21 protein-coding genes are annotated in these 24,044 nt (G+C 71.8%); 5 read left to right on the top strand and 16 right to left on the bottom strand.

Annotated features, from left to right (window positions below):
- Nucleotides 1–20 precede the first annotated feature (20 nt).
- Both ACGFZA_RS36020 and ACGFZA_RS36015 read right to left on the bottom strand, forming a co-directional pair.
- Nucleotides 21–2,579, bottom strand: coding sequence for an FtsX-like permease family protein (locus tag ACGFZA_RS36020; RefSeq protein ID WP_393684762.1), 2,559 nt, complete (start codon nucleotides 2,577–2,579; stop codon nucleotides 21–23).
- On the bottom strand, nucleotides 2,576–3,232 hold the full coding sequence (locus ACGFZA_RS36015; RefSeq protein WP_393684760.1) for an ArsR/SmtB family transcription factor: 657 nt from the start codon (nucleotides 3,230–3,232) through the stop codon (nucleotides 2,576–2,578). Before ACGFZA_RS36015 ends, ACGFZA_RS36020 begins: the two co-directional genes overlap by 4 nt.
- A 489-nt stretch (nucleotides 3,233–3,721) precedes the next feature.
- Here ACGFZA_RS36015 and ACGFZA_RS36010 point away from each other — a divergent pair, with 489 nt between their 5' ends.
- Complete coding sequence (locus tag ACGFZA_RS36010) at nucleotides 3,722–4,357, top strand: hypothetical protein (RefSeq protein ID WP_385280010.1); 636 nt, start codon at nucleotides 3,722–3,724, stop codon at nucleotides 4,355–4,357.
- A 90-nt stretch (nucleotides 4,358–4,447) separates the two neighbouring features.
- Here ACGFZA_RS36010 and recX read toward each other — a convergent pair whose 3' ends face one another.
- The 4 genes from recX to ACGFZA_RS35990 form a co-directional block, all read right to left on the bottom strand.
- Nucleotides 4,448–5,191, bottom strand: coding sequence for a recombination regulator RecX (gene recX, locus ACGFZA_RS36005; RefSeq protein ID WP_393684758.1), 744 nt, complete (start codon nucleotides 5,189–5,191; stop codon nucleotides 4,448–4,450).
- A gap of 3 nt (nucleotides 5,192–5,194) precedes the next feature.
- Nucleotides 5,195–6,322, bottom strand: coding sequence for a recombinase RecA (recA, locus tag ACGFZA_RS36000; protein WP_393684756.1), 1,128 nt, complete (start codon nucleotides 6,320–6,322; stop codon nucleotides 5,195–5,197).
- A gap of 366 nt (nucleotides 6,323–6,688) precedes the next feature.
- The gene (locus ACGFZA_RS35995; RefSeq protein WP_393684885.1) at nucleotides 6,689–7,894 is read right to left on the bottom strand and encodes an AI-2E family transporter; all 1,206 of its coding nucleotides are present in this window, start codon (nucleotides 7,892–7,894) and stop codon (nucleotides 6,689–6,691) included.
- A gap of 184 nt (nucleotides 7,895–8,078) precedes the next feature.
- Complete coding sequence (locus ACGFZA_RS35990) at nucleotides 8,079–8,273, bottom strand: DUF3046 domain-containing protein (RefSeq protein ID WP_327708537.1); 195 nt, start codon at nucleotides 8,271–8,273, stop codon at nucleotides 8,079–8,081.
- 79 nt (nucleotides 8,274–8,352) lie between these two features.
- Here ACGFZA_RS35990 and ACGFZA_RS35985 point away from each other — a divergent pair, with 79 nt between their 5' ends.
- The gene (locus tag ACGFZA_RS35985; protein WP_385279706.1) at nucleotides 8,353–9,267 is read left to right on the top strand and encodes a hypothetical protein; all 915 of its coding nucleotides are present in this window, start codon (nucleotides 8,353–8,355) and stop codon (nucleotides 9,265–9,267) included.
- Nucleotides 9,268–9,335: 68 nt separating this feature from the next.
- Here ACGFZA_RS35985 and ACGFZA_RS35980 read toward each other — a convergent pair whose 3' ends face one another.
- From ACGFZA_RS35980 to ACGFZA_RS35965, 4 genes are all read right to left on the bottom strand, one after another.
- Complete coding sequence (locus ACGFZA_RS35980) at nucleotides 9,336–9,479, bottom strand: hypothetical protein (RefSeq protein WP_393684753.1); 144 nt, start codon at nucleotides 9,477–9,479, stop codon at nucleotides 9,336–9,338.
- A gap of 548 nt (nucleotides 9,480–10,027) precedes the next feature.
- Nucleotides 10,028–10,333, bottom strand: a complete 306-nt coding sequence (locus ACGFZA_RS35975; protein WP_393684751.1) for an AzlD domain-containing protein — start codon at nucleotides 10,331–10,333, stop codon at nucleotides 10,028–10,030.
- Entirely contained in the window at nucleotides 10,330–11,169 is an 840-nt protein-coding gene (locus ACGFZA_RS35970; RefSeq protein WP_393684749.1) for an AzlC family ABC transporter permease, read from the bottom strand. The genes ACGFZA_RS35975 and ACGFZA_RS35970 overlap by 4 nt, the downstream gene beginning before the upstream one ends.
- Before the next feature lie 10 nt (nucleotides 11,170–11,179).
- Nucleotides 11,180–12,043, bottom strand: coding sequence for an AraC family transcriptional regulator (locus ACGFZA_RS35965; RefSeq protein WP_385287967.1), 864 nt, complete (start codon nucleotides 12,041–12,043; stop codon nucleotides 11,180–11,182).
- A 101-nt stretch (nucleotides 12,044–12,144) separates the two neighbouring features.
- Here ACGFZA_RS35965 and ACGFZA_RS35960 point away from each other — a divergent pair, with 101 nt between their 5' ends.
- The 3 genes from ACGFZA_RS35960 (at nucleotide 12,145) to ACGFZA_RS35950 (ending at nucleotide 18,758) form a co-directional block, all read left to right on the top strand.
- Nucleotides 12,145–16,812 carry a DEAD/DEAH box helicase gene (locus ACGFZA_RS35960; RefSeq protein WP_393684747.1) on the top strand — a complete coding sequence of 1,556 codons (4,668 nt, stop codon included), beginning with the start codon at nucleotides 12,145–12,147 and terminating at the stop codon, nucleotides 16,810–16,812.
- 292 nt (nucleotides 16,813–17,104) lie between these two features.
- Nucleotides 17,105–17,932 carry a DNA-formamidopyrimidine glycosylase family protein gene (locus ACGFZA_RS35955; protein WP_393684745.1) on the top strand — a complete coding sequence of 276 codons (828 nt, stop codon included), beginning with the start codon at nucleotides 17,105–17,107 and terminating at the stop codon, nucleotides 17,930–17,932.
- Between the two features lie 61 nt (nucleotides 17,933–17,993).
- A complete protein-coding gene (locus ACGFZA_RS35950) occupies nucleotides 17,994–18,758 on the top strand; it encodes an SDR family NAD(P)-dependent oxidoreductase (protein WP_385287961.1) in 765 nt (254 codons plus the stop codon).
- A 748-nt stretch (nucleotides 18,759–19,506) separates the two neighbouring features.
- On the opposite strand, the gene ACGFZA_RS35945 is transcribed toward ACGFZA_RS35950, so the two are convergent.
- From ACGFZA_RS35945 to rimO, 6 genes are all read right to left on the bottom strand, one after another.
- Complete coding sequence (locus tag ACGFZA_RS35945) at nucleotides 19,507–19,701, bottom strand: CsbD family protein (protein WP_385287958.1); 195 nt, start codon at nucleotides 19,699–19,701, stop codon at nucleotides 19,507–19,509.
- A gap of 107 nt (nucleotides 19,702–19,808) precedes the next feature.
- On the bottom strand, nucleotides 19,809–20,279 hold the full coding sequence (locus tag ACGFZA_RS35940; protein ID WP_385287956.1) for a Dps family protein: 471 nt from the start codon (nucleotides 20,277–20,279) through the stop codon (nucleotides 19,809–19,811).
- Between the two features lie 243 nt (nucleotides 20,280–20,522).
- Nucleotides 20,523–20,906, bottom strand: coding sequence for a helix-turn-helix domain-containing protein (locus ACGFZA_RS35935; protein WP_148021270.1), 384 nt, complete (start codon nucleotides 20,904–20,906; stop codon nucleotides 20,523–20,525).
- A 109-nt stretch (nucleotides 20,907–21,015) separates the two neighbouring features.
- Complete coding sequence (locus ACGFZA_RS35930) at nucleotides 21,016–21,525, bottom strand: CinA family protein (protein WP_393684742.1); 510 nt, start codon at nucleotides 21,523–21,525, stop codon at nucleotides 21,016–21,018.
- A complete protein-coding gene (gene pgsA / locus ACGFZA_RS35925; protein ID WP_385287951.1) occupies nucleotides 21,522–22,364 on the bottom strand; it encodes a CDP-diacylglycerol--glycerol-3-phosphate 3-phosphatidyltransferase in 843 nt (280 codons plus the stop codon). The genes ACGFZA_RS35930 and pgsA overlap by 4 nt, the downstream gene beginning before the upstream one ends.
- Complete coding sequence (gene rimO, locus ACGFZA_RS35920; protein WP_385287948.1) at nucleotides 22,361–23,839, bottom strand: 30S ribosomal protein S12 methylthiotransferase RimO; 1,479 nt, start codon at nucleotides 23,837–23,839, stop codon at nucleotides 22,361–22,363. Before rimO ends, pgsA begins: the two co-directional genes overlap by 4 nt.
- Nucleotides 23,840–24,044 lie beyond the last annotated feature (205 nt).

Raw genomic sequence — 24,044 nt, 5'->3', positions numbered from 1 at the left:
CGCCGGCTCGGGGCCATCGGTCATCGGCTCGTGACCGCCTCCACCGGGCGGGCCTTCAGCGTCAGCCTGCCGGGCAACGCCGTGGCGATCAGGGCGAGCACGGCCGCGGCGCCCACCACCGTCGCGTACACCAGCGGCACCACGGTGGGCGCCGCGCCGCCCGTCATGCCGATACTGAAGGCGGTCAGTACGGCGAGCGCGATACCGGTACCGAGGACTGTGGCGACGGCCAGCACCGACAGTGCCTCGATCCGGAGCATCCGCAGCACCTGACGGCGCGTCGCCCCCGCCAGCCTCAGGAGCGCGAACTCCTTGAGCCGCTCGGAGACCGACATGGCAAGCGTGTTGACGACGGCGATGGCGGTGAAGGCCAGGACGAGTCCCATGGCCAGCAGGTTGACCTCGGCGTTCTCCTGCTGACGGTCTGCCTGGAGCCGGTCGGCGGTCTCGGGCGTGACGACGGCGACACCCGGGAACCTGCCCAGAGCAGCCGTCAGTTCGCTGCGGCTCGCGTCCCCTGCGACCAGGACGGTGGCAGCTAGGGGGTTGTCCATGTGCCGGGCCAGCAGGTCGTGCGGCAGCGTCAGGTCGCCGAAACCCAGCCCGCGACGGTAGACGGCCGCGACCGTGAGAGTGGCGGGGGTGCCGTCGCCCAGGTGCAGCTTCAGTTCACTGCCGGGGCGCAGGCCCAGTTGATCGGCGGCCAGTTCACTGAGGGCGGCGGAGCGGGAGTCCGCAGTGAACGCGGCGATCGAGCCGCGCGTCACGCCGGGGTCCCAGGTCCGGGCGAGACCCGCTGTGGTGACTCCCTGGGCCTGGTACTTGGTGAGCCCGACCCGGACGGTGGTGCGGACCACCTCCGTGGCGGCGGTGACTCCGGGCGTCCTGCGCACGGCATCGGCCGCGGCTGACGGCACGCCGGGGCCCTGCGCACCCAGCACCCAGGTGGCGCGGGTGCCCTCACGGGCCTGGGCCAGGGCCGCGTCGCCGAGGGTCGGCTGGACGAAGAGAACCGTGCAGGTCATGCCGATGAGCAGCGTGAGCGGGGTGACGACGGAGGCCATCCGGGTGGAGTTCCCGCGGATGTTCGCCGCAGCCAGGATGCCGACGTGTCCGGCCGCCCGGAGCACGCCTGCCAGCAGGAACGCGGCCCCTCGGACCAGGATCGGCCCGAGCAGCGACACAGCCGTGGCCAGCACCACCACGGCCAGGAAGGTGACGGGGGTCGAGGCGGCCTCGGTGTGCAGGATGCCCAGCACGGCGACGAGCACCCCGCCGCCGATGAGCAGGACCAGGCCGGCGGCCATGCGGCCCCGGGCCGGACGGCGACGCTCGACCGCGGACTCGGCCATGGCCTCGGCGGGACGGAGGCGGGCGATACGGCGGCCGGAGATACGGGCGGCGGCCCAGGCACCGAGGAGGGTGACGGCCAGGGCCACGCAGGCGGGAAGGATTCCGGCCGTCCGCTCCAGCGTCGGCGGAACCACCCCCATGTCGATGAATCGGCTGTGCAGCCATCCGGCCAGCGGCAGGCCGGCAAGGGCGCCCAGCACCCCGGCAACCGCGCCGACCAGCAGCGCCTCGCGGCCGAGCAGGCGGCGGATCTGCCGTGAGGTGGCGGCGATGGTACGCAGCAGGGCCAGCTCCCGGTGGCGTTGCTGGATGGAGAGGGCGAACGTCCCGACGACCACGAGCACGGCTACCAGCAGCGACGTGCCGCCCATCGCGCCGCCCATGGAGACCAGCTTCACGCGCGCGCCCGCAGCGTCCAGGAACTCGACCGGGCCGCGCTCGTCTCCCGTCGAGACCTGGGCGGTGGTGCCCTTGAGGGCTTGCGCGATCTGCTGCTTCAGCCGGTCGCTGTCCGTGCCGGCTGTGGGCAGCACCCCCAGGGCGGAGACCTTGCCCGGGCGGGCGGCCAGGCGCTCGGCCTCCGCCGTGGAGAAGAACAGCGAAGTCTGCCGCCGGAGTTCAGGGTGCCCGTCCGGGGCCGCGATGCCGCTGACCCGGTAGGTGCGAGGGGCCTGCGTGGACTGCACGGTGAGCCGGTCGCCGGTCGTGAGGCCGGCCCGTTCGGCGAGCCCCCGGTCGATCACGACGTCATCGGCGGACGCCGGGGCACGGCCTGCGGTGAGGGCGAACGGGGTGAGCGGGGCGGATTCCCAGGAGTGTCCGTACGAAGGTGTGTCGCCGCCCTGCGCTTCCGCGGGCAGGGCCGGCAACGGAGCGGCGAGGAAGGTCAGTTCGGGGACGACCGCGCGCACACCGGGCAGGGTGCGGATCCGGTCGGCGGTGGTGTCGGGGAGCCAGGCACGTTCGGCGACGGGCTTGGCCTTGTGTTTGGTCTTGGTCTTCCCGTTGCCCTTGTGCTTCACGGTGGTCCGGTGGACGTTCTGGTCGGCGGAGACGACGAGGGGCGTCGCGGCGTAGCGCTCGGTGGCGATCCGTCCGCGCAGGCCGGTCTCCAGAAGAGTGCCGCAGGCAGTGACGAGGGCTGCGGCGCACATGAGGGCCAGCAGCGCTCCGAGGAATCCACCTTTCCGGTCGCGGACCGTCCGCAGGGCGTAGCGCAGCATCATGATGCGTCCGTCTCTCTTCTGTTGGCGTCATCCGTGGCGGAACCGTCAGGGACGGGGATGTCTCCGGCCGGGCCCGGGAAGGCGAGCAGCCGGGTGTGGACCGTGCGGGCGCCCGGCGGGGGCTCGGCACCGTGGCGCTTGTAGCGGTTCATGAGGGCGATGTACTCCTCGAAGAACTCCTGGAGTTCGGGGAGTGTGAGCCGCAGCGAGCCGCGCGAGTAGGCATGGCCGTCGGCCCACCCGTCGGCATCCGAGCCGTCCGCCGCAGTGCCGCTCTCGCGCTGGAGCCGCTCGAAGAGCGCGAGATCGGCTGCGTACGCGTGGCGGTTCAGCTCGTCGATGACGACCCGCATCCCAGGTGTCCGGCGGGACGGCGGCGGAAACCGTCGGTCACCGGGAACGGCCCGCCACCATCGCGCCCTGCGGGTACTCGGCACCTGCGGCACGGTGTCGGCCACGAAGCCGTACCGGGCCAGTTCACGCAGGTGGTAGCTGGTGGCCCCGGTGTTCAGCCCCAGGGCACGGGCGAGGATCGCCGATGTCGCGGGGCCGTGCAGGGTGAGGTGCTGAAGGATCTGCTGACGTCGCGGCTGGGCGAGAGCCTTGAGTGCGGCCAGCTCCGTGATCTCGGTACCACCGGGCTTCTCTGGCATGCGTCACACACTGCTCTGTGCACAGACAGCTGTGCACTGGAGCGTTCCGGCGTCTTCACAGGGGGGCTTTCCCCCGTACGAGCGCGGGCGCGGGGGTGGGGGCGGGCGCGGGTGCGGGGGCGGGCGCGGGTGCGGGGCGGGGCACGGTCCGCAGGCCCGTGTCCCTGGCTGGCTTCCCCGGCCGGTGTGCCCGGCGCGTGTGCCCGGCGCGTATCCCCGCACGTGTCCCCAGCCCGGGTACGCCCGCTCCGCATCACCGGGTACGCCCGCCCCCAACCGCCGGCGGGAATCAGCGGTCGGGAGACAACGGTCGGGAATCAGCGGTGAAAATCACCGGATTCCGGAGCGACACACCCATATGGCCTCGCTCCGGTGGAGCGAACCGCAGACCGGACGGACATTCGGCTCAACGCCCAGGACCGCTGCGACGTCGCCATCGCACCGCTTCCGGCGTCGTCATGCCACCGCTACGACGGGGAGCCCGCACCCATGCCGACCACCGCCCTCACCCCCGATGAACTCGACGTCCAGGCCGCCCGTCTCCACGACTCGGCAGCCTGGCAGCAGATCGTCGCGGGCTGGGAACGCACTGTTCCGGAGCCCTCGCACCCCGTCTCACCCGGCAACGCTCAGGAGCGGCCCGCCCCCTCAGGTGACTGGCGTGATCTGCTGTCCGTGCCCGTGGATCAGCTCATCGCCGACACGCTGCACTCACTACCCGCCGCCGTACCGCGCGAGCGCCCGCTTCCCGGGCGTCTGGGTGCCGTACTGCCCGACCGGCTCCATGCCTGGCGGCGCATCGGGCAGCCGGAGGTGCGCCCCTCCGTCCATCTCGCCCACGCACGACAGATCCTGACCGAATGGGGGTGGCAGAACACCCCGTACCGACTCCGCAACGCCCGCGGTGCCCGATGCGTGTGCGGCGCCATGCTCACGGCACACCGTCTGGGCTACGGATCGGTGCACACCGTCGACCGGGCCGGTGCCTGGCTGATCTCCGAACTCCGCTCCCAGGGCTGGACCGGTCTGATCGGACCGTGGAACCGCTACCCCGGGCGCACCGCCGAGGACGCCCTCGCCCTGATCGACGCCACCATCAGCCGCGCGGCCCGCGCCGGGCAGTAGGGCCGGGCAGTAGGGGTCGGGTAGTACGGCCGGACGCCGACGGACGGCTACGACGAGGACCGCACCCGTAACGCTCTCCACCGCCGCCACTCAGAACGGGTCGTCCAGCCCCTCGGTGTCCTCGCCCTCCTCCTCCAGTGCCCGGCGCACCACGCGCAGGGCCATTCCCTCCCCGTACCCCTTGCGGGCGAGCATGCCCGCAAGGCGGCGAATCCGTTTGTCGCGTTCCAGGCCCCGGGTGGATCGGAGCTTGCGTGCGACGAGCTCGCGCGCCGTCTCCTCCTCCTGCTCGGAGTCGAGCTGACCGACGGCCTCGTCGATCACGGCGGCGTCCACACCCTTGGTCCGCAGCTCGCGGACGAGCGCGCGGCGGGCCAGCCCGCGGCCGTGATGCCGGGATTCCACCCAGGCATCCGCGAACGCGGCGTCGTCGATCAGCCCGACGTCCTCGAAGCGCGACAGCACTTGCTCGGCCACCTCGTCCGGGATCTCCCGCTTGCGCAGGGCGTCCGCGAGCTGCTGGCGGGTGCGTGCGGTACCGGTGAGCAGCCGCAGGCAGATGTTGCGCGCCTGCTCGACCGGGTCTCGCGGCTCCCCCTTCTCGGCCCTCGACGAGGAAGGGGAGCCGCTGCTTCTGGAGCGGGAGCGGGAACGGCGCCCGGCCCCCTCGCCGAATCCCGTACCCGCACCTCTGCCATGGCCGGCCCCCGTTGCCGGCTCATGGAAGAGGTCGGATTCGCTCTCGGATCCGGTGGTGTGTCCGGCGGCGGATTCGGTGCCGGGACCCGCGCCGGATTCGGCGGCGCTGCCCGGCCACTCCGTACGACGCGTCACGGTCTAGCTCTTGGCCGCCGCCGTCTTGGCCGGCTTGGTCTTGCCGGCCGAAGCGGCCACCGGCTTCGCCGCACTGTCTGCCGCAGCCGCCGCGGCTCCTGCCGCGTCCGCTCCGGGCTCGGCCGCTGCCTCCGGCCGCACACCGACGCCCAGCTTCTCCAGGATCTTCTTCTCGATCTCGTTGGCGAGGTCGGGGTTGTCCTTGAGGAAGTTGCGGGCGTTCTCCTTGCCCTGGCCGAGCTGGTCGCCCTCGTACGTGTACCAGGCGCCGGCCTTGCGTACGAAGCCGTTGTCCACGCCCATGTCGATCAGGCCGCCCTCGCGGCTGATCCCGTGGCCGTAGAGGATGTCGAACTCGGCCTGCTTGAAGGGCGGTGCGACCTTGTTCTTGACGACCTTGACGCGGGTGCGGTTACCGACGGCGTCCGTGCCGTCCTTGAGCGTCTCGATCCGTCGGATGTCGAGGCGCACCGAGGCGTAGAACTTGAGCGCGCGACCACCGGTGGTGGTCTCCGGCGAGCCGAACATCACACCGATCTTCTCGCGGAGCTGGTTGATGAAGATAGCCGTGGTCTTGGACTGGTTGAGCGCGCTGGTGATCTTCCGGAGCGCCTGGCTCATCAGGCGGGCCTGCAGACCGACGTGCGAGTCGCCCATCTCGCCCTCGATCTCCGCACGGGGCACCAGGGCCGCGACGGAGTCGATGACGATCAGGTCGAGGGCGCCCGAGCGGATCAGCATGTCCACGATCTCGAGAGCCTGCTCGCCGTTGTCCGGCTGGGACAGGATGAGGTTGTCGATGTCGACCCCGAGCCGCTTCGCGTACTCCGGGTCGAGGGCGTGCTCCGCGTCGATGAAGGCCACCGTGCCGCCGAGCTTCTGCGCGTTCGCCACGGCGTGCAGCGTCAGCGTCGTCTTACCGGAGGACTCCGGCCCGTACACCTCCACCACACGGCCGCGCGGCAGGCCGCCGACGCCGAGCGCGACGTCGAGCGCGGTCGAGCCGGTGGGGATCACTTCGATGGGCTCGTTCGGCCGCTCGCCGAGGCGCATCACAGCGCCCTTGCCGAATTGCCGTTCAATCTGTGCGAGTGCGGCGTCCAGCGCCTTCTCGCGGTCGTTTCCTGCCATGGGTTCCACCCGATTTGCTTGAGTCGATCGCTTCACGTCAAAGACGCTAACCCCTGCCACTGACAATGGGCCTCGACGTCCTCCCGGCCTGTGGACAACTCCACGGTCGAGCCCGGGAAAACCCGGCCGGAATCCCATGAGAATGGATGTTCGATTTTGGTGTCAAGCGCACCACGCCGCACCGACTCGCCCCCAGGATAGCGCCCCACCGCCAGGCATTTAGTCAGCTAGTGGCATAAATGCGACACCGCGCCAGGAGCGGAACACGACGAGGCAGTGCGGCCCGGAGGATTTCCCCGTCTCCGGCGCACGACTGAGGACCCGACCGTTCCTCGTCGTCACCCAACCGCTCCTCGGGTCCTTGCTCTACCGCTCCTCGTCCTCGCCCCGGCGCCCGTCGTCACCCTGCTGCCCCTCATCGCTCCGGTGCCCCTCGTCCGTCCTCTGGCCGGCCTCGCTCTCGGGGGCGCGCCAGAGTCTGCGCAGCCGTGCGGCGAGCGATTCACCGCGCCGCCACTGATGGCGTCCGTGCACGCGGGGATCGTCCGTGACGTCGTAGCGCTTCACATACGCGCCCAGGAACGCCTGCAGCGTGGCCACGGCCGGGATGGCGATCAGCGCACCGACGGCACCCATCAGCGCCGTACCGGCGACCACCGAGCCGAAGGCGACCGCCGGGTGGATGTCGACCGTCCTCGACGTCAGCTTGGGCTGCAGCACGTAGTTCTCGAACTGCTGGTACACCACGACGAACCCGAGGACCCACAGCGCGTACCAGGGGTCGACGGTGAACGCGATCAGCATCGGCAGGGCACCCGCCAGATACGTACCGATCGTGGGGATGAACTGCGAGACGAGTCCGACCCAGACCGCCAGCACCGGCGCGTAAGGCACCCCGAGGGCCAGCAGCAGGATGTAGTGCGCGATGCCGGAGACGAGCGCCATCAGGCCACGCGAGTAGAGGTATCCGCCCGTCTTGTCCACCGCGATCTCCCACGCCCGCAGCACCTCCGCCTGGCGGGCGGGAGGAAGGACGGAGCACAGCGCGCGGCGCAGCCGTGGGCCGTCGGCAGCGAAGTAGAACGAGAACAGGAAGATCGTCAGCAGCCGGAACAGGCCGCCGAGGACCGTGGTGGACACGTCGAGCACGCCGGTCGCACTGTTCTGGACGTACTTCTGCAGCCAGTCGGAGTGCAGCAGGCTGTCCTGCACCTCCACGCGGGAGAGCTCCGTGTGGAAGGTCTGGTTGACCCAGTTGATCACCGAGTCGAGGTACTCGGGGAAGTCCTCCACCATGTCGACGATCTGGCCCGCGAGCATCGAACCGAGCAGCACGACGAAACCGGCGCCGGCGATCAGGACACCGAGGAAGACCAGGAAGGTGGCGAAGCCCCGGCGCATGCCACGGGCCGACATCCGGCTCACCGCGGGCTCGATCGCGAGCGCCAGGAAGAAGGCGATCAGCACATTGATCAACAGGCCGATGAGCTGGTCGAACGCCCAGCTGCCGAGCCGGAAGCAGGCGTAGAGCGCCAGTGCCAGCACCATGGCACGCGGGAGCCAGCCGGGCATGCGGCCGCTCCCTGTGCCGGACGGCGGGGCGGGTGGCGCGGCCGGCGGGACGGGTGGGGTGAGGGGCTGCTGGGTCTGAGCGGTCTCGTCTGTCGGTGCCACGGAGCAAGTCTCGCCTACTGCTGAGGCAATCGGGTGCGCACCCCGGGAGCCTGCCCTCCGCCGCACCGCTTCGGACTGCGCCTCAGCGCTTGTCCGCGGGGATACCGACTGCCGTGCAGACCCCGCGCCAGACGTCCTTGGCCTCCCACCCCTCGTCAAGGGCCTGCCACACCGTGCGCCCGCCGAGCTCCGCCATCACGTGGTCCCGTGCGAAGGAATCGGCGTACCCCGCGCCGAAGTGGTCCGCCATCCGTTCCCAGAAAATCGTCAACCGCATGCCACCAGTATCCCGCTCCTGAGAGTGCAGCCTGGCCGCCCGGCCCTGCCGGGAGCGTTTGCCGTCCTACGGTCGGTGCATGGCTGGAACCGGAACAAGTCCCCTCAATCGTGCCGAGCAGTTCATCTGGCTCACGGCCCGCGTCCTCGAACAGCGGCGGTTCGCCCATCACTTCCTGAAAGGAAGCGCGGACGCCGTGGAAACGGCGCTTGCCGCCTTCCTCAACGAGGACGGCGGATACGGTCACGCGCTCGAACCCGATCTGCGCGGCCCCGTCAGTCAGCCGCTCCACACGGCCCACGCACTGAACGTCCTCGACTCCATCGATCGCTGCGGCGGGCTCCGGGTGGAGCGGATCTGCCGATTCCTGACCGCCGTGTCCACCAAGGAGGGCGCCTTACCCGCTCTGCTCCCCTCACAACGCGGCTACCCGGCCGCGCCATTCATTCCGGTCGTCGACGATCCACCGGCCGAGCTGTTGGTCACCGGGCCCGTCGTCGGGCTGCTCCACCGCAACTCCGTGTGGCATGCCTGGCTGTTCCGTGCCACGGACTTCTGCTGGGCGGCCGTCGACGCCCTGGAGGTGTCGCATCCCTACGAGATCGAGGCCGCGGTCGCCTTCCTGGACGGTGCGCCGGACCGGGCACGGGCCGAGGCCGCGGCCGACCGGCTCGGACGCCTGGTGCGCGACCAGCGGCTCGCCGTCCTGGACCCGGAACGGCGCGCGGAGTATCCGGTGGCGCCCGGATACGCGCCGGGTGAACAGCACTTTCCGTACGACTACGCCCGCGCGCCCGAGTCACTCGCCTTGCGCTGGTTCACCGAAGCGGAGATGGATCGCGCGCTGGACCATCTGGCGGCCGGGCAGGAGGCGGACGGCGGCTGGCCGGTGAGCTGGCGGCAGTGGGCACCGGGAACCGCCTTGGAAGGCCGCCCCCTGGTCACGCTCAGAGCCCTGCAGACGCTGCGGGCGTACGGGCGCGCCCTGGACTGACACGGGCGCCGACGGGTCGGCGGCTGTCGCCGGCCCCGACCCCTCACGCGCTGCCGCGCCCCGACCCCTCACGCGCTGCCGCGCCCCATCCCGTGTCCGGAGTCGAGCGGGAGCAGCGCCGCGATGGCGGGCGCGGCGCCCTCGGCCACCCGGATCGTCCCCGTCAGTTGCGCGAGCCGGCTGTCGGCGGTGTGCGGTGCCGCGCGGTGCACCCGGATCGTCCCCGTCAGTTGCGCGAGCCGGTGTCGGCGATGTGGGGACGCGGTCCGAGGAGTACGGCGGTGAGGCGTCGGGGCCTGCTGTGCGCCAGGTACGTCCGCAGGGTCCGCAGCCGTTCGGGACGTACCGCGACCGGGTCCAGCAGGGCGGCGATGAGCCCGCCGCCGGGTCCGGGCCGCTACGGGTGGAATGCGAGGAGCACGTCGTCAGACCGTGCACGCCCCGGGGGCAGTTCGCACACCCGCGCGACCCGCATGATCTCGGCCGCCGTACGGGATACCTCGGCCACCGCCGCAGCTGGGCCGGCGGGCTACCACTGCGCGTATCTGCTGATGGCGGGCCTGATCGCGGTCTCCTGCGTGCTCGCCGTCTGCCTCCCGCGGCCCGAGCGAGTCGCGTTGCGGCCGACTGTTCCCCCAGCTCCGGCGGTCGGTCTGCCCGTGCGCTGACAGGGCGCATCCTCAGCTCATGGGTAAGGGGCTCGGTCCAATGGACCGAGCCCCTTACCCATGACCCGCGCATCCGGCCTCCGCAGGCGCGATCAGCCGAGGGCACGCACTCCGGCGGTGACGACCACGGCCACTCCCACGACGACGAGGAAGGGCGCCCGCAGCACGAGGGCGAGGGCCGCGGCGGCGAGGCCGGCGCCCCGGGCGTCGAGCACCAGGTGCTGCCCGGTGCCGAAGGCCTGCTGTGCGGTGAGGGCGGCCAGCAGGGCCACCGGAAGCAGCGCGGCCAGGCGCTGCACGAGCGGGCGCTCCAGGGCGCCGGCCGGCACCAGGAGCCCCAGGAGCTTGGCGAGGTAGCAGCCGACGGCGGTCAGCGCGATGGCGATCCAGACGTTCATCGGCCGTCCTCCTGCGTGGTGGTGCGCGGATCCCCGGCCTCCGGGGCCTTCCCCGCTTCGTGCGCTTCCCGGGCCGCCCCGGCCGATTCGCCTATGGTCCCGCCCTTGCCCCGCCCCATCAGGAAGAGGACGGCGGGTGCCGCGAGCGCCGCCAGCAGTACGGGCACCCCGGCGGGCAGCACGGGCAGCAGGCCGAGGGCGAGCACGACGGCCAGCGCGGCCGTGACCCGCTCGGTCGTGCTCGTCAGCATGGGTGCGAGCAGGGCGAGGAAGACGGCCGGGCCCGCCGCGTCCAGTCCCCAGGCCGCGGTGTCGCCGAGCGCCTCGGCGCCCAGCGCTCCGACCAGCGTGGTGAGGTTCCACAGCACGTACAGCGTGAGACCGGTGACGGTGAACCCGATCCGGGCGGCCCGCCGGGTGGGCTGGGGCAGCGTCACGGCGGTCGTCTCGTCGATGACCCATTGCGCGGCGAGGGGGCGCAGCGCACGCGGCAGAGCGAGCAGCTGCGACAGCCGCAGGCCGTAGAAGGAGTTGCGTACACCGAGGAAGAAGGCGCCGGCGGCCGCGGTGTACGGATTGCCCCCGGCGGCCAGGGCGCCCACCAGGGCGAACTGCGAGGCGCCGGTGAAGACGAGGAGGCTCAGCGCGCAGGTCTGCAGCAGGCTGAGTCCTGAGCCGGCCGAGGTGACGCCGAAGGCGAAGCCGGAGAGGCCGACGGCTATGCCGACGCCGAGTGCGTCACGTACGACGGCCGCGTCCGGCTTGGCCTCGGCGGTGATCGCGCTGCCGCCGGGCGGGCCGGCGGCGCTCTGAGGGGGTGCTGTCTGTTCTGCCACGCCCGGGACGCTACCCGGGCAGGTCGGGTCCGGTCTTGTACGTTCTTGCGCGTTCGCGCTGGTAGGCGCCGGGTGGTACCCCGACTATGCGGGTGAAATGACGGTTGAGGTGGGGCTGGTCGGTGAAGCCGACCTCGGCGGCGGCAGCGGCGGGTCCGGCGCCCGCGTCGAGCATCCGCCGCGCACGCCGGACCCGGGCGTCGGTGAGCCAGGTGTGCGGCGGCATTCCGTACTGCTTCTTGAAGGCCCGGAGCAGGGCGAACGGGCTCGTGCCGAGCTCGGTGGCCAAGGCCTCCAGGGTGGGCGGCTCGGCCATCCTGCTCTCCAGGACGGCCCGGGCGCGTGCCGCGTCCCGTGCGCCCGCCGCCCCGGCCGTACGCGTCGGCAGCGCGCTGCCGTGCCGGGTGAGCAGGCGCGTGACCAGGGCCCGCAGCACGCTGTCCGCGGCGAGGGCGTTGCCCTCCTCCGCCGCGCGGTGGACCTCGCCGATCAGCCGGGCCGCGTACGGATCGACCACGCCGGTCTCCGTGAAGCCGACCGTGCCGCGCAGGTTCGTCGTGTCGGCCGCGATGTCGCTGATCACCTGGGCGGACGGGTAGAGCGTGGCGTACACCCACCCTTCGGGCACTCCGGCGCGTGCGGTGTGCGGGACCTCGGGGTTGATCATGACGACAGTTCCGGGTCCGGCGTGGACGGTCCCGCCGGGCAGTCCGACGTCCTCGACGCCCTGGGTGATGGTCCCGAAGACGTAGCCCTCGTGGCTGTGGCGGGGGAATGTGTGGCGGACGTAGCGGGCCCGCAGCAGATCGAGGTCGGGCAGCTCCGCGTACTGCCAGTACCTCGCCCACTCCTTCGGGCCCTTCGCTCCTGCCATGCTCGGATTCTCGCAGCTCCCGGGGGCCGGGGCCGCCGGTGCGACGCCCGGCCCGGCGTTTGCCACGGCCGTTGTCAGTGGCGGGGTGCACGATGGGGAACATGACCGGCTCCGCTATCGATTCGTTCTCCCCCGCGACCCGCAGCTGGTTCACGGGGGCCTTCAGCGCGCCGACGGCCGCGCAGGAGGGCGCCTGGCGGGCGATCGGCGAAGGGTCGGACGTCCTGGTCGTCGCCCCGACCGGATCGGGCAAGACCCTGGCCGCCTTCCTCGCCGCCCTCGACCAGCTGACGGCGGTCCCGCCGCCCGCCGAGGCGAAGAAGCGCTGCCGAGTGCTGTACGTGTCGCCGCTCAAGGCCCTCGCCGTCGACGTGGAGCGCAATCTCCGCTCGCCACTGACCGGTATCCGCCAGGAGTCGGTGCGCCTCGGACTGCCCGAGCCCGAGGTGCGGGTGGGCATCCGCTCGGGCGACACCCCGCCCGCCGAGCGCCGCTCCATGGCGACACGGCCGCCGGACATCCTGATCACCACCCCCGAGTCCCTCTTCCTGATGCTGACGTCCTCGGCCCGTGAGGCGCTGGCCGGGATCGAGACGGTGATCCTCGACGAGGTGCACGCGGTCGCGGGCACCAAGCGGGGCGCCCATCTCGCGCTGTCCCTGGAACGGCTCGACGAGCTGCTGCCCCGGCCCGCCCGCCGGATCGGTCTGTCGGCCACGGTCCGGCCGGTCGACGAGGTGGCACGTTTCCTCTCACCGCAGCGGAAGGTGGAGATCGTCCAGCCGCCGTCCACCAAGCAGTTCGATCTGTCCGTGGTCGTGCCGGTCGAGGACCTGGGCGAGCTCGGCGGCTCCCCCGCCACCGACCCGGACTCCGCGGGCCAGGCGGACAAGCCGTCGATCTGGCCGCATGTGGAGGAGCGGATCGCCGACCTCGTCCAGGCCCACCGCTCCACCATCGTCTTCGCCAACTCCCGCCGTCTCGCGGAGCGGCTCTGCAACCGGCTCAACGAGATCGCCTACGAGCGGGCCACCGGCGAGACGATGCCGGAGGCCCACTCGCCCGCCGAGGTCATGGCGGAGTCCGGTGCGGCGAAGGGCGCTCCCCCACTGCTCGCCCGGGCCCACCACGGATCGGTCTCCAAGGAGCAGCGCGCCCAGGTCGAGGAGGATCTCAAGGCGGGCCGGCTTCCCGCGGTGGTCGCCACGTCCAGCCTGGAGCTGGGGATCGACATGGGGGCCGTCGACCTGGTGATCCAGGTGGAGTCCCCGCCGTCGGTCGCTTCCGGACTGCAGCGGGTCGGCCGTGCCGGGCACCAGGTGGGCGCGGTCTCCACCGGGGTCGTCTTCCCGAAGTACCGGGGCGATCTGGTGCAGGCGGCCGTGGTCACCGAGCGGATGCGCACCGGATCCATCGAGGCGCTGCGGATCCCGTCCAACCCCTTGGACGTACTGGCCCAGCAGCTGGTGGCGATGGTCGCCCTGGACAGCTGGCAGGTGGACGACCTGCTGGCGGTGACGCGACGGGCCGCCCCCTTCGCCTCGCTGCCCGAGTCGGCGTTCACCGCCGTGCTCGACATGCTCGCCGGCCGCTATCCGTCCGATGCCTTCGCCGAACTGCGTCCCCGCGTCGTCTGGGACCGGGTCGCCGGCACGGTCACGGGCCGCCCCGGCGCGCAGCGGCTCGCCGTCACCTCCGGAGGCACCATCCCCGACCGCGGGCTCTTCGGGGTCTTCCTGGCGGGCTCCGACCCCAAGAAGGGCGGTGGCCGGGTCGGTGAGCTGGACGAGGAGATGGTGTACGAGTCCCGGGTCGGTGACGTCTTCACGCTGGGCACCACGTCCTGGCGGATCGAGGACATCACCCGCGACCGGGTCCTGGTGTCGCCCGCCCCCGGTGTTCCCGGGCGGCTGCCGTTCTGGAAGGGCGACCAGCTGGGCCGTCCGCTGGAGCTGGGGCGTGCGCTGGGCGCCTTCCTGCGCGAGCTCGGCGGGCTGTCCCCCGAGGACTCCCGGAAGCGGCTGCTGGCCGCCGGCCTCGATACCTGGGCCGTGGACAACGTGCTGTCGTACATCGACGAACAGCGCCGGGCCTGTGGCCACGTCCCCGACGACCGGACCATCCTCGTCGAGCGTTTCCGCGACGAGCTGGGCGACTGGCGCGTCGTCGTGCACTCTCCCTTCGGCGCCCAGGTGCACGCCCCGTGGGCGCTCGCCCTCAGTGCCCGGCTCGCCGAGCGGTACGGCATGGACGCGCAGGTCATGCATGCCGACGACGGCATCGTGCTGAGACTGCCCGACGCGGACATGATGGGCCTGGACCTCCTCGATTTCGACCCCGCGCAGGACACGGCGCAGAACTCCGGCGCCGCGCCGCTCCCCCCGGCCAACGCGTCCCTGGACAGCGACCAGCCTCCGGTCGGCGCCGCCGATGTCGCCTTCGACCAGGGTGAGATCGCTCAGATCGTCACGGACCAGGTCGGCGGCTCCGCCCTGTTCGCCTCCCGGTTCCGCGAATGCGCGGCCCGCGCGCTGCTGCTGCCCCGGCGCAGCCCCGGCAAGCGCACGCCGCTGTGGCAACAGCGACAGCGGGCCGCCCAGCTCCTCCAGGTCGCCTCCGAGTTCGGCTCGTTCCCCATCGTCCTCGAAGCGGTCCGCGAGTGTCTCCAGGACGTCTTCGACGTCCCCGGGCTCACCGAGGTGATGGGCGATCTGGAAGCCCGCCGGATCCGCCTGGTCGAGGTGACCACCCAGGAACCCTCTCCGTTCGCCCGCTCACTCCTGTTCGGCTACGTCGCGCAGTTCCTCTACGAGGGCGACTCCCCGCTCGCCGAGAGGCGGGCCGCCGCCCTCTCGCTCGACTCCCATCTCCTGGCCGAGCTGCTCGGCCGCGCGGAGCTGCGCGAGCTGCTCGACGCCGAGGTCCTGACCGAGCTGGAGCAGGAGCTCCAGTGGCTGGCCGAGGACCGCCGGATCAAGGACATCGAAGGGGGCGCCGATCTGCTGCGGGTCCTCGGCCCGCTCACCGATTCCGAGCTTGCCGAGCGCGGCGCCGAGCCGCAGTGGGCGCAGGAGCTGGAATCGGCACGCCGCGCCATCCGGGTCCGGATCGGGGGCGCGGATCACTGGGCGGCCATCGAGGACGCGGGCCGGCTGCGCGACGCTCTGGGCACGGCACTCCCCGTCGGAGTCCCCGAGGCGTTCACCGAACCGGTGAAGGATCCCCTCGGCGACCTTCTCGCCCGCTTCGCCCGTACGCACGGCCCCTTCACCTCCACCGCTGCGGCCGCCCGGTTCGGCCTCGGCACCGCCGTCACCGACGGGGCACTGCAACGGCTCGCGGCCTCGGGCCGGATCGTCCAGGGCGAGTTCCACCCCGCGGGGATCGGCCAGGAGTGGTGCGACGCCACGGTGCTGCGACGGCTGCGGCGCCGCTCCCTCGCGGCGCTCCGCCATGAGCTGGAGCCGGTGCCGCCGGCCGCGCTGGCGGGCTTCCTCCCCCAGTGGCAGCATCTGAGCGGCAACAGCCTGCGCGGAATCGACGGACTGGCCCGCGCCATCGAACAGTTGCAGGGCGCCCCCGTCCCCGCGTCCGCGCTGGAGAAGCTCGTCCTGCCCAGCCGCGTCAGCGGCTACTCCCCCGCGCTCCTGGACGAACTCACCACCACCGGCGAGGTCGTATGGGCCGGTGCGGGAGCACTCCCCGGCAAGGACGGCTGGCTCTCCCTCTACCCGGCCGACAGCGCACCCCTGCTCCTGCCTCCCCCTCGCCCGCTCGAACTCAGCGCGCTGCACGAGTCCGTTCTCACCACCCTGAGCGGTGGATACGGGCTCTTCTTCCGGCAGATCGCCGATCAGGTCCGGGCCACCACGCACCCGGACTCCACCGATCCCCAACTGGCGGACGCTGTCTGGGATCTCGCCTGGTCGGGCCGGCTCACCAACGACACACTCGCCCCGCTGCGTGCCCTGCTCGGCTCCGGACGCACGGCCGGATCGACCGCCCACCGTGCCAAGCGGGATGTGCCTCGCGGCCGCTACGGCTCGCTGAGCGCTTCGGCACGCCCCGTCTCCCGCACCGGTCCGCCCACCGTGTCGGGCCGCTGGTCACTGCTGCCACCCGTCGAACCCGAGCCCACACACCGGGCCCACGCCCTGGCTCGCACGCTGCTGGACCGGCACGGCGTGGTCACCCGCGGCGCGGTCCAGGCCGAGGGTGTCGAGGGCGGCTTCTCCGCCGCGTACCGCGTCCTGTCCGCCTTCGAGGACAACGGGCAGGCACGCCGCGGCTATGTCGTGGAGGGGCTGGGAGCGGCACAGTTCGCCATGGACGGCGCGGTCGACCGGCTCCGCGCGGTCTCCACCGCGCGCGACCGTACGGAACCGGGCGCGGATCCCCATGCCCTGGTCCTCGCCGCGGCCGACCCCGCCAATGCGTACGGAGCGGCCCTGCCGTGGCCCGAGCCGCCCGCCGGGGCCGGGCACAAACCCGGACGCAAGGCGGGCTCCCTCGTGGTCCTGGTCGACGGGGAGCTCACGCTCTACATGGAGCGCGGCGGCAAGACGCTGCTGGCCTGGCCGACCGATCCGGACGACCCGGCTCTCCGGGCGGCCGCGACCGCCCTGGCCGGCGCTGCCCGTGCCGGAGCCCTGGGCACAGTCACGGTCGAGCGCACCAACGGCGCCTCGTCCCTGACCTCACCCCTCGGCCGCACTCTGGAAGCGGCAGGTTTTCTCGCCACCCCGAGAGGTCTGCGCCTGCGCGCCTGAGCTCCCGCTCCACCACATCCGCCTCCTCACCCCGCCTCAACCGACGCCTCCACCGCGTCCACCTCCTCACCCCGCCCGCCCGACACCTCCGCCACATCCGCCTCCTCACCCCGCCCCGCCCGACACCTCCGCCACCTCTCCACCGAGCGCGCCACGCCCGAGCGCCCCCGGGGCACATAGCGCTGCACACCACACCCACGCGCCTCGGACCCAGCGTTCACGCGCCACAGCCCACTCCCACCGATCACCGGGTCGCCCCGCCCTCACCACCGCCCCCGCGCATCATGGACGTATGCCCGAAGGAGACACCGTCCTGCAGACCGCGAAACGGCTGCACAGCGCGCTGGCCGGCCAGGTCCTGACCCGGTCTGATCTGCGCGTCCCCCGGTTCGCCACCGCCGATCTCACCGGCCGGACCGTTCTCGACGTCTCCTCGCGCGGCAAGCACCTGCTGACCCGCATCGAGGGCGGCCTCACCCTCCACAGCCATCTGCGGATGGACGGCGCCTGGCGCATCTACACCCCCGGCGAACGCTGGCGCGGAGGGCCCGCCCACCAGATCCGCGCCATCCTGGCCAACAGCGCGCACACCGCTGTCGGCTACCGCCTCCCCGTTCTCGAACTCCTGCGCACCAGGGAAGAGGAGAAGGCCGTCGGCCACCTCGGCCCGGACCTGCTGGGACCGGACTGGAACGCCGACACCGCGCTGCACCACCTTCTCGCCGACCCCGCCCGGCCCCTCGGCGAGGCGCTCCTGGACCAGCGCAACCTGGCCGGCATCGGCAACGTCTACAAGTGCGAACTCTGCTTCCTGGCCCGCGCCACGCCCTGGCTCCCCATCGGCCGACTGCCCGAGCCCACGGCGACCCTCCTCGTCACCACGGCCAAGCAGCTCCTGGAAGCCAACCGCGACAACCCGGTCCGCACCACCACCGTCGGCGCCCGCCTCCGGACCGCAGCCGCTCCGGCTTCCCGCGCCCGCCGCCCGAGCGAGAACCTCTGGGTATACGGCCGGACCCACCGCCCCTGTCTGCGCTGCGGGACACCGATCCGCGCGTCGGAGCAGGACTCGCGTCCCACGTACTGGTGCCCCCGCTGCCAATCGGGGCCCACTCCGTAACGGACAGCCCACCACCGCAGCATAGTTGACGACCCGTCAGAATCAGTCGTACGGTCCGGTCATGCCACTCGCCGCGTACGACCTCAGGGGCCGATCCGCGTTCGTCACCGGTGCCGCCGGCGGAATCGGCCGCGCCACCGCCGTCCTGCTGGCGGAGGCAGGGGCCGGCGTCCACTGCGCCGATCTCGACGAGAAGGGCCTTCGGGAGACCCTCGACCTGATCACCGCGGCAGGTGGCGAAGCCCACACACATCCGCTCGATGTCACCGACCGCAACCAGGTCGGGGCGGCGGTCGCGGCCGCGGGCGACCTGGACATCCTGGCCGCCGTGGCCGGGATCATGCATACGAGCAGCGTCCTGGAGACCGAGGACGAGGATCTCGACCGTGTCCTCTCGGTCAATTTCAAGGGGGTCCTGTACGCCTGCCAGGAAACGGCCCGCAGGATGGTCGCGCGCGGCGCCCCCGGCTCGCTGATCACGATGGCCTCCGGTGCGGTCGACTCCGCGAGCCCGGGCCTGCTCTGCTACAGCGCGGCCAAGGCTGCCGTGGTCCAGCTGACCAAGACGCTGGCGACCGAGCTGGGGCCTCACGGCATCCGGGTGAACGCGGTCGCGCCCGGCTGGATCCGCACCCCCATGACCGCCCGCCACGACGAGGCGCAGCAGCACCGGGCCGAGGCCACGATGGCGCGCATTTCGCCGCTGGGCAGGGTCGGCGAGCCCGATGACGTCGCGCATACGGTGCTGCATCTGGCATCGGACGCTTCGGCCTTCATGACCGGCCAGATCCTCCGCCCGAACGGCGGCGTCGCCATGCCCTGGTAGCCCTCCAGGCCCTGCCGACGGACCAGGACCGCGCTCCCTTACGCCAGGACGGTCGCTCAGCGCGGCCGGACAGGGCCGACACGCGCCAGGACCGGCCGGCCTCGCGCCACGACGAGCCGGATATCGACGATCCCGGCACCGACGTGCCGGACAGCGGTGTCTGCGATATCAGCGACTTCCAGGTGCGGCCCATGTCACGCACGCCCTCGGCGCACCGCCGCAGCAAACCCGTGCCCGCGTCGAAGATCCCGAGCGGCCGGGCCGTCTCGGCCACGTGTACGGGCAGGAGGCTGAGCCCCCATCCACCCGCCGCCACCGCCCCCTCGACCGGCCCCGCGTGCGCGGGCTCCAGCACCAGCCGCAGCACGGCCCACCACCACACACCGCCGAGCACGAGCGCCGGCGCCCACCGCCGCACCATGGCTGCCTCCTTCGGGCGAACCCCGGGGCCTGTAGTTCGGAGCAATGCGGGTTCGGGAAATCCGTCCTGATCCGAACGGAAGACCCTAGTCCGGTGCACCTCTCCGCGGGAGAGCGCACCGGCGCAGTACCGGCGCAAACGCCGCAGTCACGCACCTGTCGCGCACGCAGCAGTCACGCTCTGTCGCACGCGGGGCTGTCACACCGCCCCGCGGTTACCGCCCCGGGTCGCACAGGCCCGCAGCGAAGCCGACTCGGAGGCCCACGGCGACGGCCTGTCCAGAGGGGAGCCCCCACCGCTTCCGGTGGGGGCTCCGCCGACTGGCGTTCAGTCCTTGTCGTCGGGGGTCAGGGAGTCCTTGACACCCTCGGCGCGCTCCCGCGCCCCACCCATGGCGCCCTTGGCCTTGCCCTTCGCCTGGTCCGCCTTGCCCTCGGACTCCATGCGCTTGTTGCCGGCCATCTTGCCCATGGCCTCCTTGGCCTTGCCGGCCATCTTGTCCTTCGCGCTTCCGTCGGTCATCACAGCTCCTTGCGTCGTACGTACCGCCTCCGCCCGATCCCGGGCGGGCCGGCTGGAATGGGGCCCCCGCCAGGTGGGAAACCTGGCGAGCGGGCCGGAGAGTACGGTCAGGCACTCTCCGCCTGGAACATCCACGCGTGCTTCTCGAGGTCGGCGGTCAGCGCGATGAGGATGTCCTGGCTGACGGGGTCAGGATCACCCGTCACCTCGATCCGCTCGCGCATCCGGCCGATCACCACGCTCAGGGCGTCCACCAGGGTCCGTACGGCATCGACGTCCTTGACCCAGCCCTCGGGCACGGAGTCGATGGCCGTGGTCTTCGCGATCGTTCCCGACCGTCCGTCCGGGTTGACGCCCAGCGCGGAGGCGCGTTCGGCCACCGTGTCGGAGTGCTGACGGGCGGTGTCGACGACCTCGTCGAGCTGAAGGTGCACGGACCTGAACCGGGGCCCCACCACGTTCCAGTGGACCTGCTTGGCCACCAGGGAGAGGTCGACGAGGTCCACGAGGGCGCCCTGGAGGGCCCCACCCACGGACTTGAGGTCGGTCTCGGACAGCGGGCTCTTCACCACAGACATGCACGTCTCCGATCTGGTATCCGTTCCGTTCAGCACGAACCACGATGGCACAAACGAAGCAAAACGGTCATTCGGGGAGACGGTCGGAACGACCGATCCCCGCTCTCATCCATGCGCCTGCCCGCCGAAAGCCCGCCAACACCCCATCCGCCACATCGCCCGCACCTCGCCCGGACACACAGAAGCCCCGGCCCACCCCTGAGGGGAGGACCGGGGCTCCGGTTTCACACCGAACCGAACGGGTCAGGCGGCGACGACATCCACCGCTTCCGCAGGCGCCTTGATGGTCACCCGCCCCGTCGGTACACCCGTCACCGAAGAAACGGAGACGGAATTGAGCATGGGGCGCACCGGTACTGGTACCGGATCACTGGCTGCTGCCGACTCGGCCAGTTCAGCCAGAGACAGCTCATCGCTCACTTCACGCATGAGCTCAGACATCCGTACATCCAGCGCGTCGCAAATGGCGGAGAGCAGTTCGGAGGATGCCTCCTTCTGCCCCCGCTCCACCTCGGAGAGATAGCCGAGCGAAACTCGGGCGGACGAGGAGACTTCGCGCAGAGTACGGCCTTGGCGCTGGCGCTGCCGACGCAGCACGTCACCAAGCAGGCGACGGAGCAGAATCATCGGTGGCTCCCTCCTCGGACCGCGTAGCCGCATCCTTCACGCCCCACCGTACCGCCTAGCGCTGCGGCCGTGCGGGGAGCGATGTCGTGTTCACTCAGGGCTGCAAACATCAATTCCCCCCGTTGTGTTCCGTATCCTGTGCGCTCGCGTACCCGCCGAGTTCGCCGGAGAGCAGTTCGAGCACGCTCCGTACGCTCTCTCTACGGATGTCCGCACGTCCACCGTTCAACCGTAGTGCGGTCACTTTCCCGGCGTCATGGGGCCCGCAGACTGCGACGAAGACCGTTCCGACCGGTTGGCCGTCCTGTGGCTCGGGGCCCGCCACGCCGGTTGTCGCCACTCCCCAGTCTGCGCCGAGCGCCCGGCGTACGCCTGCCGCCATCTGGCGCGCGACGTCGGCGTCGACTGCCCCTCGCACCGCCAGAAGCTCTGCGTCCACGCCCAGGACTTCACTCTTGAGGGGGGTCGCGTAGGCGGTCACCGACCCTCGGAACACCTGCGAGGCACCGGGTACGGACGTCAGCTCGGCCGCGACCAGGCCGCCGGTCAGCGACTCGGCGACAGCAAGGGTCTCCCCCCGCCCGACGAGCAGCCGCAGCACCCGGGCCGCGGCTGTCACCGCTCGGCCTCCGCGGCACCGCGGTTCCCGGAGGCCGTCTCGGCGGCACCGCGGATGCCGGCGGCCCGGTCGGCGGCGCTGGGCCCCTCGGAGAGCACCCCGGCAGTCCCGGCCCGGTGGGAGGCCCGTCCCTCGCCCCTGGCACTCTCCAGAGCCGCCTCGGCGTTCTCGGCAGCCTCCCGGGCCGCGGCCGCTTTCTCCTCCGCGAGCCCCTGGCGCCGCAGCACGACGGCCTGACGGACATAGTCCAGACCGGTGACGACCGTCAGCACGACGGCCACCGCCATGACCCAGAAGCGCAGCGTGGCCAGCGGACCGGTCAGAGCCAGGACGTACATCCCGACGGCGGTGCCCTGGGCCAGCGTCTTCATCTTGCCGCCGCGGCTGGCCGGAATCACACCGTGCCGGATCACCCAGAACCGCATCAGCGTGATGCCGAGTTCCCGGAAGAGGATCACGCCCGTGACCCACCACGGAAGATCACCGAGGTACGACAGACAGATCAGAGCCGCGCCCATGATCGCCTTGTCGGCGATCGGGTCGGCGATCTTCCCGAAGTCGGTGACCAGGTTGTACTTGCGCGCCAGATGCCCGTCGAACACATCGGTGATCATCGCGACGGCGAACGCGGCCCAGGCGATGGAACGCCAGGCCGGGTCGTATCCGCCGTCGTGGAGCAGCAGCACGACGAACCCCGGGACCAGCACCAGCCGCGCCATGGTCAGCAGATTGGCGATGTTCCACAGGCTGGCCTGATTGACGGCCGCAGCACCCAGTTTTCCGCCGCGGACCGGCGTCGCGCCGGTACCACCTGCCGCGGATGCCGGTGCTCCGGTCATCTGGCTACCTCCGCAAGTTCACAACACTCGGCCACCAGGTCCACGCCTTCGGTGCCAACTACCTTTGCCTCGACCATACGGCCCGGGACAAGCCCCTCGCGTGCGGTGAAGAGCACCTGACCGTCCGTTTCGGGCGCCTGGTGGGCAGCGCGGCCCACAGCGCGCGACTCGTCCTCGGTGGCCTCCACCGACTCGACCAGCACCTGGAGCGACTCACCGACACGCTCCTCGGCACGCTGCGAGGTCAGCTCCTCGGCCAGCTGCGAGATGTGTGCCAGCCGCTCGGCGATCGTGTCGGCGTCCAGCTTGTTCTCGTACCCGACCGCCTCGGTGCCGTCCTCGTCGGAGTAGCCGAACACACCGATGGCGTCGAGGCGGGCACCGGTGAGGAAGCGTTCCAGCTCGGCGAGGTCGGCCTCGGTCTCGCCGGGGAAGCCCACGATGAAGTTGGAGCGGGCGCCGGCCTGCGGTGCCTTGCTCCGGATGGTGTGCAGGAGCTCCAGGAAGCTGTCGGTGTCGCCGAAGCGCCGCATCGCACGCAGCACGCCGGGGGCCGAGTGCTGGAAGGACAGGTCGAAGTAGGGCGCGACCTTCGGCGTCGAGGTCAGCACGTCGATCAGACCGGGCCGCATCTCGGCGGGCTGGAGGTAGCTCACCCGGATCCGCTCGATGCCCTCGACGTCCGCGAGCTCCGGGAGCAGTGTCTCCAGGAGGCGGATGTCGCCGAGGTCCTTGCCGTACGAGGTGTTGTTCTCGGAGACCAGCATGACCTCCTTCACGCCCTGTTCGGCCAGCCAGCGCGTCTCGCCCAGGACGTCCGAGGGCCGCCGCGAGATGAAGGAGCCGCGGAAGGACGGGATGGCGCAGAACGAGCAGCGGCGGTCGCAGCCCGAGGCCAGCTTCACGGAGGCGACGGGGCTGGTGCCCAGCCGTCGGCGCAGAGGGGCCCGCGGACCGGAGACCGGGGCGATTCCCTCTGGAAGATCGGCGGGGGCCGGGGCGGCCTCCTGGGCGTGACCGGGCAGGGCCACGGCGGCGTCCTGGCGGTCGGCCGGGCTGATGGGCAGCAGCTTGCGGCGGTCGCGCGGGGTGTGGGAGGCGTGGATGCCGCCGTTGAGGATGGTCTGGAGGCGGTCGGAGATGTCTGCGTAGTCGTCGAATCCGAGGACTCCGTCCGCTTCCGGCAGGGCCTCGGCGAGGTCCTTGCCGTAGCGCTCGGCCATGCAGCCGACGGCGACGACGGCCTGGGTCCGGCCGTGGTCCTTCAGATCATTGGCTTCGAGCAGGGCATCGACGGAGTCCTTCTTGGCGGCCTCGACGAATCCACAGGTGTTGACCACGGCGACATCGGCATCGGAGGCATCCTCGACGAGCTCCCAGCCGTCCGCTGCCAAGCGGCCTGCGAGCTCCTCCGAGTCCACCTCGTTACGGGCGCAGCCAAGAGTGACAAGGGCGACGGTACGGCGTTCGGGCATGGGCTCAAGACTACTTTGTCCCGGCGCTGGCCCTGCCGTGCAGGGTTCGATCGTTACGGGGAGTGACAAAAGCGGCGGGGGGGCCCCCCCCCCCCCGGGCCCCCCCCCCCCCCCGCCCCCCGGGGGGCCCCCCCCCCCCCCCCCCCGGGGCCCCCGGGGGGGGGGGGGGCCCCCCCCCCCCCCCGGGGGGGGGCCCCGGGCCGCA

Origin of the sequence: Streptomyces sp. NPDC048211 (assembly GCF_043202315.1) — a bacterium.
In the GTDB taxonomy this organism is placed as follows: Bacteria; Actinomycetota; Actinomycetes; order Streptomycetales; family Streptomycetaceae; genus Streptomyces.
The sequence above is the reverse complement of the archived record's forward strand: the minus strand, read 5'-3'. Positions and strand labels throughout refer to the sequence as shown.